Annotated in this window: 13 protein-coding genes; 8 read left to right on the top strand and 5 right to left on the bottom strand. The window is 46.8% G+C overall.

Annotated elements, in window-relative coordinates:
* The first annotated feature begins 46 nt into the window (after positions 1 to 46).
* The 4 genes from lpxD to K9J17_12405 are packed head-to-tail and all read left to right on the top strand — an operon-like array spanning position 47 to position 3,881.
* Positions 47 to 1,060: a UDP-3-O-(3-hydroxymyristoyl)glucosamine N-acyltransferase gene (gene lpxD / locus K9J17_12420; GenBank protein ID MCF8277529.1), complete on the top strand. Its 1,014-nt coding sequence runs from the start codon at positions 47 to 49 to the stop codon at positions 1,058 to 1,060.
* Positions 1,061 to 2,449, top strand: coding sequence for a bifunctional UDP-3-O-[3-hydroxymyristoyl] N-acetylglucosamine deacetylase/3-hydroxyacyl-ACP dehydratase (locus K9J17_12415; GenBank protein ID MCF8277528.1), 1,389 nt, complete (start codon positions 1,061 to 1,063; stop codon positions 2,447 to 2,449). It begins immediately after the preceding gene.
* Positions 2,449 to 3,249, top strand: a complete 801-nt coding sequence (lpxA, locus tag K9J17_12410) for an acyl-ACP--UDP-N-acetylglucosamine O-acyltransferase (protein MCF8277527.1) — start codon at positions 2,449 to 2,451, stop codon at positions 3,247 to 3,249. Before K9J17_12415 ends, lpxA begins: the two co-directional genes overlap by 1 nt.
* Positions 3,250 to 3,251: 2 nt before the next feature.
* Positions 3,252 to 3,881, top strand: coding sequence for an ATP-binding cassette domain-containing protein (locus K9J17_12405; protein ID MCF8277526.1), 630 nt, complete (start codon positions 3,252 to 3,254; stop codon positions 3,879 to 3,881).
* On the opposite strand, the gene msrB is transcribed toward K9J17_12405, so the two are convergent.
* On the bottom strand, positions 3,882 to 4,337 hold the full coding sequence (msrB, locus tag K9J17_12400) for a peptide-methionine (R)-S-oxide reductase MsrB (protein MCF8277525.1): 456 nt from the start codon (positions 4,335 to 4,337) through the stop codon (positions 3,882 to 3,884).
* A 203-nt stretch (positions 4,338 to 4,540) separates the two neighbouring features.
* On the opposite strand from msrB, the gene K9J17_12395 reads away from it, so the two are divergent.
* The 4 genes from K9J17_12395 (at position 4,541) to K9J17_12380 (ending at position 10,521) form a co-directional block, all read left to right on the top strand.
* Positions 4,541 to 4,981, top strand: a complete 441-nt coding sequence (locus K9J17_12395) for a MarR family transcriptional regulator (protein MCF8277524.1) — start codon at positions 4,541 to 4,543, stop codon at positions 4,979 to 4,981.
* 1 nt (position 4,982) lies between these two features.
* Positions 4,983 to 6,020 (top strand): efflux RND transporter periplasmic adaptor subunit, encoded by a 1,038-nt coding sequence (locus tag K9J17_12390; GenBank protein MCF8277523.1) that lies wholly within the window; start codon positions 4,983 to 4,985, stop codon positions 6,018 to 6,020.
* Positions 6,021 to 6,032: 12 nt separating this feature from the next.
* On the top strand, positions 6,033 to 9,110 hold the full coding sequence (locus tag K9J17_12385) for an efflux RND transporter permease subunit (GenBank protein ID MCF8277522.1): 3,078 nt from the start codon (positions 6,033 to 6,035) through the stop codon (positions 9,108 to 9,110).
* Positions 9,111 to 9,213: 103 nt separating this feature from the next.
* Positions 9,214 to 10,521: a TolC family protein gene (locus K9J17_12380; GenBank protein ID MCF8277521.1), complete on the top strand. Its 1,308-nt coding sequence runs from the start codon at positions 9,214 to 9,216 to the stop codon at positions 10,519 to 10,521.
* Positions 10,522 to 10,572: 51 nt separating this feature from the next.
* Here the strand turns inward: K9J17_12380 and K9J17_12375 are convergent, their stop codons facing one another.
* The 4 genes from K9J17_12375 to K9J17_12360 are packed head-to-tail and all read right to left on the bottom strand — an operon-like array spanning position 10,573 to position 12,686.
* Positions 10,573 to 11,061 (bottom strand): hypothetical protein, encoded by a 489-nt coding sequence (locus K9J17_12375; protein ID MCF8277520.1) that lies wholly within the window; start codon positions 11,059 to 11,061, stop codon positions 10,573 to 10,575.
* Between the two features lie 13 nt (positions 11,062 to 11,074).
* Entirely contained in the window at positions 11,075 to 11,533 is a 459-nt protein-coding gene (locus K9J17_12370; protein ID MCF8277519.1) for a DUF1772 domain-containing protein, read from the bottom strand.
* A gap of 4 nt (positions 11,534 to 11,537) precedes the next feature.
* Positions 11,538 to 12,305 (bottom strand): SDR family NAD(P)-dependent oxidoreductase, encoded by a 768-nt coding sequence (locus tag K9J17_12365; GenBank protein ID MCF8277518.1) that lies wholly within the window; start codon positions 12,303 to 12,305, stop codon positions 11,538 to 11,540.
* Between the two features lie 12 nt (positions 12,306 to 12,317).
* The gene (locus K9J17_12360; protein MCF8277517.1) at positions 12,318 to 12,686 is read right to left on the bottom strand and encodes a DUF4345 domain-containing protein; all 369 of its coding nucleotides are present in this window, start codon (positions 12,684 to 12,686) and stop codon (positions 12,318 to 12,320) included.
* Positions 12,687 to 12,744 lie beyond the last annotated feature (58 nt).

Here is a 12,744-nt window from a genome sequence, read left to right as displayed (position 1 = left end):
TTAACATCTACTTAAAACAGGTTCATTAAATTTTACTTTTGCGCGGATGATTTTGACCGCTGGTGTTATTGCTGAGCTTATTGGAGGCAGCGTTGATGGCGACCCACATGTACAAGTAAGTACAGTGAGTCCTATTGAGAGCGGTTTTGAAGGTTCCCTGTCGTTTTTGGCTAATCCCAAATACAGCGAATTCATCGTTACAACCAAAGCTTCGGTGGTCATTGTAAAGAATGATTTTGAGGCGCAGTTTGATATTAAGCCAACGTTAATCCGCGTGGCCGATCCTTACACCTGTTTTGCCTTGCTGTTGCAGAAGTATGATGAGATGAATCGGCCAAAACCTGGAATTCATGCTGCAGCCATTATTTCAGAATCAGCCATCATCGGTAAGAATGTGACCATTTCTGCTGGGGCAGTAATAGAAGATGCTGCCGTTGTTGGCGATAACACTATAATCGGTGCGCTGGTCGTTCTTGAAAAGAATGCCAAGATCGGAAAAGGATGCAAGTTGCATGCTGGTTCAAAAGTGCTTCACGATTGTGTTTTAGGAGATAATTGTACGCTTCATGCGGGAGTGACCATCGGAAGCGATGGTTTCGGTTTTGCGCCTTCTGATGCAGCTTACAGTAAAATCCCGCAGGTTGGGAATGTGGTATTGGAAGATGATGTAGAGATCGGTTCCAATTCAACCATCGACCGTGCTACTATGGGTTCAACCATCATCCGTAAAGGAGTGAAGTTGGATAACCTGATTCAGATAGCACATAACGTAGAAATTGGAGAGCACACAGTGATTGCCGCGCAAACGGGAGTTGCGGGTTCAACCAAGATCGGAAAACGCTGCATGATCGGTGGTCAAGTAGGAATTATCGGTCATTTGAAGATCGGTGATAACGTCAAGATTGCTGCACAAAGCGGAGTTGGGAATAACCTTCCAGACAATGCTGTCGTTCAGGGTTCGCCTGCATTTGAGGTAGGCAACTATCGCAGGTCGTACGTGTCTTTCAGACGCTTGCCCGAAACGCTGAAAGCCATTGAAACGAAGTTGAAAAATCTGTAGATGAGTTTGAAGCACAAGACCATAACTTCTGCATGCACCGTTAGCGGTGTGGGTCTGCATACCGGAGCTAATGTCAATTTGACTTTCAAACCATCTGAAATAGGCGAAATCCTTTTCGTAAGAACGGACCTCGATAACGCTGAAATAAAAGCCATTTCGGCACATATCGTTAGCACGGCCAGAGGAACAACCATCGGTGTTGGATCTGCAACCGTAAGTACGATTGAACATGTAATGGCAGCTTTATCTGCCGTTGGCATCAGCAGCGTTACGATTGAGATTGATGGGCCAGAATGTCCGATCTTGGACGGAAGTTCCATCGAGCTTTTCTCTAAACTGAAGAACGCTGGTATCAAGGAATTAGAAGCGGATCGCGATGTGTTGAATTTCGATACGAATATTGAATTCAAAGACGAAGAGACAGGAGCAGAGTACTTGATCATTCCATCCGATCGGCCACGGTTTACCGTAATGATCGATTACAACAGCAAGGTTTTGCCACCTCAACATGCCGTGCTAAATGATATGGCCGATTTTGAAGCAGAGATTGCACCGAATAGAACCTTCTGTTTCTTGCATGAACTCGAATTGCTGCTAGAGCACAACCTCATAAAAGGTGGCGGATTAGACAACGCTGTTGTTTTTGTAGAACATCCTATGGATGATGAGAAGCAAGTGAAATTGGCGCAGCAATTCAATCAACCGGACATTCGTGCTTCGCGAACGGGCACCTTGAACAATACGGAACTTCGTTTCCCGAATGAGCCGGCACGCCACAAACTGCTCGACCTTATTGGTGATCTGCTGTTGGTGAATGTTCGCATCAACGGACACATCATTGCCACCAAACCCGGTCACGGTAGCAATTCCCGCTTTGGGAAGTTCCTTACGGGATTGGTGAAGGAAAACCGCAAACCGAAAGCACCGAAGATTGATCTCAATGCCGAGCCGTTGCTCGATATCAATGGAATCATGGCCAAATTGCCGCATCGGCCACCGTTCCTTTTCATAGATAAGATCTATGAGCTGAGCGAAACGCATGTGGTAGGAGTGAAGAACGTCACCATGAATGAGTACTTCTTTGAAGGACACTTTCCTGGAGCTCCTGTGATGCCAGGCGTGTTGCAAATAGAAGCCATGGCACAAGTTGGAGGAATTCTGGTACTGAATACCGTTCCAGACCCTGAAAACTATTTAACGTATTTCCTTAAAATTGATGGTGTTAAGTTCAGGAAGATGGTTTTCCCTGGAGATACCATCGTATTCAAATTAGACCTATTAAGCCCAATTCGTAGAGGACTGTGTCATATGAAGGGGATTGCCTATGTGGGCAACGACCCAGTGATGGAAGCTGAAATGATGGCACAGATCGTAAAAAGAACGCATTAATGAATCAACCCTTATCCTTCGTTCATCCACAGGCTAAAATTGCAGACAATGTGGTCATCGAACCTTTTGTCACCATCCATAAGAATGTGGAGATCGGCCAAGGAACTTGGATCGGTTCCAACGTCACCATCATGGAAGGTGCACGGATCGGTAAGAACTGTAGGATCTTCCCTGGAGCTGTTATTTCGGCCATTCCTCAAGATCTGAAGTTCGATGGCGAAGAATCGTTCGTGGAAATTGGTGACAATGTCACCATCCGAGAATGTGCCACCATCAATAGAGGCACAAAAGCAAGTGGAAAGACGGTTATTGGAGATAATTCCATGCTGATGGCCTATGTGCATGTGGCACATGATTGCGTTATTGGTAAAGGTGTGATTTTGGCCAACGCCTGCACCCTTGCCGGACATATCGTGATAGGTGATTACGCGATCATTGGAGGCATGTCGGCATTGCATCAGTTTGTAAGGATTGGCGCACACGCCATTCTTTCAGGAGGCGCATTGGTCGGTAAAGATGTTCCGCCTTATAGCAAGGCAGCACGTTATCCGTTGAGCTATTCGGGTGTGAACAGCGTAGGCATGAAACGCAGAGGATTTTCTGTTGAGAAGGTTCGTGAGATCCAGGAGATCTACCGTGTGTTGTTCCTGAAACATTACAACGTAACGCAAGCGCTTTCTCAATTGGAGGCGGAATTCCCTGTAACCGATGAACGCGATGAGATCATTGATTTTGTACGCGAATCTAAACGTGGTATCATGAAAGGTTATCAGTTCTTGAACGGAAACGGAGCTAAATAATCATGTCTTCGCTGCAGATTTCTTTACAGAACGTAGGGAAACGCTACAACCACGAGTGGATCTTCAGAGGTGTAAATCACACCTTCAAACAGAATGAACATACGGTGATCCTTGGCCCGAATGGTTCAGGAAAGTCAACGCTTTTGCAAGTGATTCTGGGAAGTACCGTAGCTTCTGAAGGGGAACTTCTATTCACGGTAGATGGGAAGGGTTTCAAAGTAGAGGAGAGCCTCGGCCTGTTCTCATTGGCAACGCCTTACTTGGAGCTGGTCGAGGAATTCACCCTTATTGAAATGCTCGAATTCCATCAGAAGATGAAGCCGTTCAAAAAGGGTCTGACCATCGATGCCATCATCGATAAGCTCTACCTCACAGATTCCAAGACCAAGGCCATCAAGTATTACTCTTCCGGAATGAAGCAACGGGTAAAGCTCGGTCTTGCCTTGCTATCTGATACGCCTTTCGTTCTGCTGGATGAACCGACCTCCAACCTCGATGCGAAAGCCATCGAATGGTACAAGCAACTGGTGGAGGAAAACAAACAGGACCGGATCATCCTTGTCTGCTCTAACGACCAAAAGGATGAGTTCAGCTTTTGCGGGAAGCAGGTAGATATTGCTGATTACAAGTAGCTATTTCGCTTGAAACCCCAAAGAGGCGGAGTTGATGCAATAGCGGAGGCCAGTTGGATCGGGGCCATCATCGAACACATGTCCCAAATGCGCATTGCAACGCGCGCAATGCACTTCATCGCGCATCATGCCAAAGCTCGTATCTGTCGATTGCTCTACATGGTTGCCTATGTAGCTGAAATAGCTTGGCCAACCTGTGCCGCTTTTAAACTTGGTGCGCGAATCAAAGAGCTCCAATCCGCAGCATACGCAGGTGTAAATGCCATCGGCCTTATTGTCCCAATACTTGCCGGTAAAGGCACGCTCGGTACCATGCTGGCGAGTGACGTAATACTGTTCTTCGTTCAGCTTCTCTTTGTAAAAGCTATCTGATTTTACGTCTTTTTGAATGTCAGTCTGTGCGTGTGTGCAAGCACTCAGAAAAAGGACGGTAATTAAGGGGAATAACGATTTCATGGCAATAAGCGTTTGTTCGAAACTACAACAGCGCCAAGCACCAAAATGTTGGCCGCCCGACCTTCAGTTCAGTATCTGAGTTTCAAAACGAATGAACTTTTAGCACTTCGCTTTGTTTGAAATTTGGAACACTAGTTACATTTGTAACTGTTACAATCAAAACCATCCATTCATTGTATCGCTCAAAGGTTTACGGGTATGAAATGACGCTCATTTCGGAGGTGTACATCAGTACACTTTCGGCTTTGATGAAGCCGCACGGACTGGAACGTTATTTCGTGGCGGTGATGTACCTCAACGAGCACAGCGGAAGCATTACGCAGACGGAATTGGGTCAGGTGCTGAGGCGCGATAAGGTCTTTACCATGCGCTTGGTAGATGCACTTAGCGCCCTAGGATTTGTAGAACGTAAGCAAGATAGCAACGATAGAAGATGCCATTTGGTGGAGTTGACCACTAAAGGCAAAGCACTTATTCCGTTGATTGAAGAAGCGGTGGCGCAGACCAACGAACTGATGTTCAAAGACTTTTCTGCCGAGGAAAAAGAATGCTTTGAGCGTGGCATGACCCACATGATGAAATTGCTGGATACCCAGCCGAAACCAAGTTTTAAAGTGACTGCAAGTGAAAAAGATGATGACTAAAATGAATTGGATTGCTGGAGCTTTCGTACTTCCGGCCATAGTGCTGTTGGCTTCTTGCGGAGATAGTGGCGAAGCGAAAGACGCAACAGGTCCGAAACCCACGATGAAGGTTGACGGCTTTATTGCAACGCCACAACCATTTAATAATACGGTGGCCGTAACTGCAGCTTTGCAGGCCAACGAACAGGTAGAACTGATGGCGCCCATGTCGGGACAGGTGATGGACATCTTCTTCAACGAAGGAGAGAAAGTGGCTGAAGGACAGGCCATTATCCGAATGGACGATAGAAGCTGGAAAGCGCAATTGTTGGGTTTGAATGCCGAGTTGGATGCTGCCACCAAAGACCTCGACAGAAAGAAAGCCTTGCTGAGCATTGAAGGCAGCACGCAGGAAGAAATTGATGGTTTGGTGTCGAAGGTGGAGACTTTGCGTGCACAGATACAGCAGTTGCAGGTAAACGTAGATCTGGCCAATGTGAAAGCACCGTTTGCTGGCACTTTGGGGCTGCGCAACTTCAGTAAAGGCGCTTATTTGAAAGAAGGCGAGGTGATTACAGTTGTAACGCAATTAGACCGACTGAAGGTTGATTTCTCTATTGCGCAGGAACACCGAAACAGCCTGAAAGTGGGCAAAGTGGTGCGAGTTGTAGTTGCCAACGATACTTTGGAGGCCAGTATTTACGCCATCAATCCGTTGGTGGATGCCAGTTCACGCACCATCAGTGTTCGGGCCATGCTGAAGCAATCTGGTCAGAACACGGTAATGCCCGGAACCTTTGCCGAAGTGCTAGTGGCTACAGAGTTTGTAGAAGATGCACTGATGGTTCCTACGCAGGCCATTGTTCCAGAGATCAACGACCAAACGGTCTTCTTGTATAAGAACGGAAAAGTGGAGCGCAAGACGGTGCAGTTGGGCGGCCGCAATGCCGATATGGTACATGTAGCATCAGGCATTAGCAAAGGCGATACGCTTATTACAACTGGTCTTCTACAAGTGAAAGTAGGAATGGATGTCACGCTACAGTCCATCATCAAATAAGCGGATTCTAATATGACATTATCAGAAATAAGTATAAAGAGACCCGTTCTCGCCACGGTATTTGCCATTGTGGTGGTGCTGTTGGGGGCCGTGGGCTACATCAACCTCGGTGTGCGCGAGTATCCGAGTGTCGATCCACCTGTTGTAACCATCACTACCAACTATATCGGTGCGAATGCCGAGATCATTGAATCGCAGATCACTGAGCCGCTGGAGGAACAGATCAATAGCGTAGAAGGGGTTAAGAAGATCAGCTCCATCAGCACAGATGGCAGAAGCACCATTACGGTGGAATTTCTACCAGAAATGGATTTGAACAATGCCGCCAACGATGTGCGCGACAAGGCTTCGCAGGCTACCAAAAACCTACCGCCCGATGCCGATCCGCCTATTGTGAATAAAGCCGATGCCAACGCAGAGACCATCCTTTCAATCACGGTGCAAAGCGATAAACGTGGTCTGTTGGAACTGACACAGATAGGAAACAACGTTTTCAAGGAACGGCTGCAAACCATTCCGGGAGTGAGTAGCATTCGTATTTGGGGCGAGAAGAAATACGCCATGCGTTTGGAGTTGGATCCAGCAAAGATGCGCGAGTTCAATATTGCGCCCATCGATATTCAGAATGCCTTGGATGCTCAGAATATCGAACTGCCATCGGGTAGGATAGAGGGTACAGAAACCGAACTTACTGTGCGGACCATTGGACGACTTTATACAGCAGAGGAGTTTGATCAACTTATCATCGGAGAACGAAATAACACGCTTATCCGCCTCAAAGATGTGGGTGCTGCGCGTTTGGGAGCCGAATCGGAACGCACGCTTTTGCGCGGAAATGGCGTAAAACCCATGGTAGGAATTGCCCTGCAACCGCAGCCAGGTTCTAACTACATCGATATTGTAGATGAAGCCTTCCGCAGGATTGAGATTATGAAGAAGGACCTGCCAGAAGACATTGAACTCAATGTGGCCATGGATAAAACGCTGAGCATCCGTTCGGCCATCCGCGAGGTGGAAGGAACCATCCTCTTGGCATTCATTCTGGTACTGATGGTCATCTTCTTTTTCCTTCGGAATTGGAGAACCACGCTCATTCCTATTACGCTTATTCCAATTGCACTTATTGGCAGTTTTGGCGTGTTATATGCCGCTGGTTTCTCCATCAACATTCTTTCCCTCTTGGGATTGGTGCTTGCCACAGGATTGGTTGTAGATGATGCCATTGTGGTAATGGAAAACATCTACACTAAAGTAGAGGAAGGTATGCACCCAATGAAGGCCGCTTTTGAAGGCTCGCGCGAAGTGTTCTTTGCGGTTATTGCTACGTCTATTTCACTTATTTGCGTGTTCCTGCCCATCTTCTTTATGCCGGGATTAACGGGGCAGTTGTTTCAGGAGTTTGCCATGGTAGTGGTGGGCGCCATTGTCATTTCCACCTTCATTACGCTCTCGCTTACGCCTATGATGAGTTCGCGGATTCTGAAAAAGAGTAAAAAGGAAAATGCGCTCATGCGCTTGTTTGGCCGAATGGTGCAATCTACGGTTGATGGCTACACCCGTTCGCTGACTGCATTTATGAATCATCGGTGGTTGGCCTTTCCCATCTTCATCGTCATTACGGTGGCCACTTACTTTGTAGGTTCCAGTCTGCAATCGGAGTTGGCGCCAATGGAAGATAAGAGCCAACTGCGCATCATTTCCACAGCACCAGAAGGAACCTCCTACGAGGCCATGGACAATTATCAGGAAAGACTGATGCAGATGTTGGACACCATTCCCGAAAAGGCATTCCTATTGGGCGTTACTTCACCTACATTCCGTGCTTCCACGGCTGCCAATTCATCCTTTGTTTTTATGCCCTTGAAACAACCGGGTGCTAGGGAGAAATCGCAAAGCCAGTTGGCCAACGAGATCAACGGATTATTGAAGAACTTGACCTTTGCCCAATCGTTTGTGCAGCAAGACCCGACCATCAAATCAAGCGCTGGAGGTTTTGGAGGATTACCTGTTCAGTTTGTGGTGCAGGCTCCTGATCTAGATAGATTGAAACAGGTGCTTCCACAGTTTATGGATCGCGTGGCACAAAGCCCAAAGTTTACTGCTTCTACGGTCGATCTAAAGTTCAGCAAACCTGAGATCACCGTTACCATCAATAGGAATAAAGCGTTGCTTATGGGCGTGAGTGTGATTGATATTGCAAAGACGCTTCAAACCTATTTGAGCGAACAACGACTTGGCTATTTTATGAAGGATGGCAAGCAGTATTATGTGATTACTGAGGCCATTAAGGAGAAGAAGGACGAACCTGTGGATGTGAAAAACATTACGGTGCGCAACAGCAGCGGACAAATGGTAACCCTCGAGAACTTGGTGGATATCGGCTATCAAAGTCGTCCGCCATCGTTGTTGCGTTACAATCGTTACACTTCGGCTACCATTCAGGCCGATCCTGCTCCAGGCTTCACCATAGGTGATGGTATTGACGAGATGCGTGCCATTGCCAAAGACCTGCTGGATGAGAGCTTTAGTACTGAGTTGGCTGGTAGTGCCTCCGACTTTGCAGAGAGTTCAGACAGCACGCTGCTCATCTTCATTTTCGCGTTGGTGTTGGTTTATCTCACCTTGGCGGCACAATTCGAAAGCTTCCGCGACCCAACCATCATCATGGTTACCGTGCCTTTAGCATTGGCTGGAGCCATTTTCACGCTTTGGGCATTTGGGCAAACCCTCAACATCTTCAGTCAGATCGGAATGGTGGTGCTGGTAGGAATTGTAACCAAGAATGGTATCCTGATTGTGGAATTTGCCAATCAGAAACGCGATGCTGGCATGTCCTTGAAAGAAGCCGCGTTTGAAGCCGCAGCGCAACGTTTCCGTCCCATTCTTATGACCAGCCTTAGTACCGTGCTTGGCGCCTTGCCCATTGCTTTGGCTTTAGGCGATTCATCCTCCAGTCGTGTACCAATGGGATTGTCAATTATTGGAGGATTGATTTTCTCCCTTTTACTCACACTTTACATCATTCCTGCGCTTTATTCTTACATGGCAAGCAAGGAGAACATTATCGTAGATGAAGCAGATTTTCAATAAAACGAAGGGCACGTCATTGCGAGCGCAGCGAAGCAATCTCTACCTTAATCAGATAGATTGCTTCGGTCATACTTCCCTCGCAATGACGGGGACTGCGCTTGCAATGACGCGCGTTGTAATTATTTCGGTGGTTATTTGTTATTTCAACCTCAACGCCTCGGGACAAACGCTGACCGAATTCATCAAAACGGCATTGGAGAAGAACTACCAAATTCAGATTTTGAAGAACGAGGAGCAGATTGTGTCCAACAGCAATACCTTGGGTAATGCAGGTTTTCTCCCTTCGTTCGGAATTGACGGAACGGCTGCCTACTCGCTCAACAATACCGAGCAAGGCTTTGCCGATGGATCTACACGAAGCGGAAATAATGCGCAAAACGTGAATGGGGGCGCGCAGGCAATGATTGATTACACCCTTTTTGATGGCTTTTATGTACGTGCCAAGCGCAAGCAACTGGGTTTTTTAGAAGAGTTGGGAAAGGTGAATTCCAAGTTCTACATAGAACAGACCGTTTCTGATATTGTGATGGCGCACAGCCAGTTGATTTACGAACAGCAGTTGCTAGAGAACTACAAGCAATCGATGCAAATCTCGGCCTATCGCCTTAGTATTGAGAAGAAACGGAAGGAAGTAGGCGCGGGGAAGGGCATTGACCATGCACAGGCATTGGTAGATTATCAGACCGATAGCATCCGTTATCTGGCGCAGCAGAATGCCATTCAAACCTTAGAAATTGAACTCAATCGCATTCTGAATAATGAACTGGAAAGCGCCTTGACCATCAGCGAAAAAGAGTTTGAGGTAAATCCCTTGCCAAGCAAAGACAGCCTACTGAAAAGTGTGAATGGCGCCAACCAGCAGTTAGAACAGCAGCGCCTGAATGAACTGATAGCCGAAACAGAATTGCGCATGGCTAAGGCCGATCGCTATCCGTCCATCAATCTGTTTGCAGGCTACAGATACAGCGAAAGTTTTGCGCAGGTAGGCTTCATCCAATCGAACAGAAACTTTGGACCAACCGTGGGCGCCAGCATCAGTTTCAACCTTTACAATGGTGGTAAGACCAACATTGCCATCAAGAATTCGCGGGTGTATGCCGAGAACGCCACGCTTTCTAAGCAGCAGATCAACCATAATCTCGATGCCGATGTACTGAAACTTTATGGGCAGTATGTCTCCATATTGGAACGCATTACCTTGGCTGAAAGCAATGTTTCTGAGAGCCAAAAGGTGTACGCCATTGCCGAAGAACAATTGAAACGGGGTGCCATCAATGGCTATGATTTCCGACTCACGCAACTCACACTTTTGGAAAGCCGACTAAGCCTCATGCAACTGCAATACACGCTCAAAACCATCGAAATAAACCTCAACAGAATCGCTGGGAAGGTGATGGAGGTTTATTTGTAGGTCTGAGCAGCTTACGTTTCAGAGAGCTTGAGACTTTTCGGACGAACCGTTCTACTTCCCTTTCAAATGCTTGAAAAGTCGCGTAAAAATGAAGATGTGACTTAGAAAAGCTGCCAAGCCATAAGTAATAAACATGAGCCATATTGTGCCTAGATTGTAATTGTACAGTTCCAGTCCGAAGAACTGAGGAAAGGCGGTGATCAGGTCCGCAAAGCCAACGATGTTAAATATCCACACCATTGGAATGGCGAACTTCCATTTGCCTTTTAGAGCAATGGCCGCGATGACGGCCAAAATGGCTGTGCTCATATCCCAAAGACCTACAGTGGTCAGGAATTGACTCGGAAATCCATCGTAAAACTGCTCTTTGGCCATAAACGACAACCCGAGGTAACGGAAGGTGTTCAGGAATACGAATGGCAGCAGCGCATCGTGGATGGAAAGCTTTGCAAGGCGTGGTTGTATCCACCATTTGAACGCAAGGATCATACTGATAGATCCGATAGCTGCCTGAATGTTGATGATTGCGAAATTATTCATGATTGTTGAGGGTTTAGTTGTTATTGGAAAGTTGAAAAGCTTTGATGGCAAAGACTCCAGATACGATAGCTACTACTACCCGAATCCAATGGAAGATGATCCAGCCTTGTAGTTTGCTCGTAGCTTCTTCGGCCGTGTAACTCAATGCCATGAAATCCAGATTCATAGGCAAATGGTAGACCACCGTTTGAATGTTGACGAGCATCAAACCCGCAAAGGCGAAAAGCCAGTAACGTCTTGCTGGTTTGTTGTCCTTATGCAGGAAATACAACCAAAGTGTGGCTATGAATCCGGGCATCAGAGTAACAGTGGTCGGACCGAGCAAAAGCGGGAAATCCACTTTAAACGATTCCATAAAAGCGATGGGCTCCAAGGATAGCCAATGCATGCCATAGCTCAGGCCAATGTTGATCATATTGCCAGCAAAGGCAGCAATACCAATGATGGCGAAATAGGGAAGTGTCTTTTTCAAGTTTTTATCTTTTAGGAATCGGTTCTTTATTCAGTTGTTTGAAAATAAATTTTGGTGCCAATCGGCTCATAAGTCTCAATTGGGTTGAAATCCCTGGCGTGATCTCATCTTTTCCGTTCGTGAAATCCTTCCAGAATATATTGGCCATTTTCTCAGGAGGCATTGGTTTTAGATTGTCGTCTTCAGCAATATCGGCCCCGTGGGCCAATGGGGTGTCTACCACAGGCGGAAGAAGCTCCACAACCCTGATATTGTGTTGTTTCAGTTGTGGACGAATGCCTTGTGTCCAAAAATGCAAAGCTGATTTTGTACCTGAATAAACGGGTGCTTGCGCGAAAGGAACATAGGCCAAGCCTGATGACACGTTGATAAGCACGGCATGCTTACTCTTCTTTAGCTGCGGAAGAAAATGGTGCAGCATGCGGATAGGCGCATGGTAGTTGATCTCGATCTCTTGGAACTGCTTTTTCAGATCGTTGCTTTCGTTTCCAGCATCTACCAAATTCATGATTCCCGCATTGTTTACGAGTACATCAATACCCCCGAATTCCGCTTGTAGCTGACCAACCAGTTTCTTTACGTCTTCTTCCTTCGTAACATCACTTTGGAAAATGTGTAGTTCGGGAAATTCTCCCTTCACTTCCTCCAGTTTAGTCAGGTTTCTGCCCGTGATGATAACGGTGTTTCCGTGCTGCAAGAACTTCTGCGCGAGCGCTAGTCCAATGCCCGAACCGCCACCTGTGATCAATACTTTTTGTTTAGAATTATTCATGAGATTGAGTTGTTAAAGGGAGCCAGCATTCATCAGTTTGGTATGCATCCAAAGCAAGATTGTTGTTGGAAGCAATTCTACTAGAATGCCAAAAATGATGAAGGGAGTTGCGGGGTAAAACCGCAGTCCGTAAGTCCTGACAAGGCCACCAATGAACACGGCAACCATCAGAAATCGGAACAACGCAACTTCTGAAGGATTCCATGCCGTGTAGAAAAATGCCAAGGACATGGAAGCCCAAATGGCGGCAACAAAACGGTGGTTGTTATCTTGCATCGGATTGGACGCTGCCACCTTATAGGAAGCAGTTGCACCCATTAATCCCGTGCCTATAGCAATGAGGCCATAGATGCCTAATATGATGCGGATGGTTAAAAGCATGATACGGATTCTTTAGTTGGAAGGAATGATGCAACTTGCAGTACCAACAAAAGCTGCG

Source organism: Flavobacteriales bacterium, from assembly GCA_021739695.1.
Lineage (GTDB): Bacteria > Bacteroidota > Bacteroidia > UBA10329 > UBA10329 > UBA10329.
The sequence above is the reverse complement of the archived record's forward strand: the minus strand, read 5'-3'. Positions and strand labels throughout refer to the sequence as shown.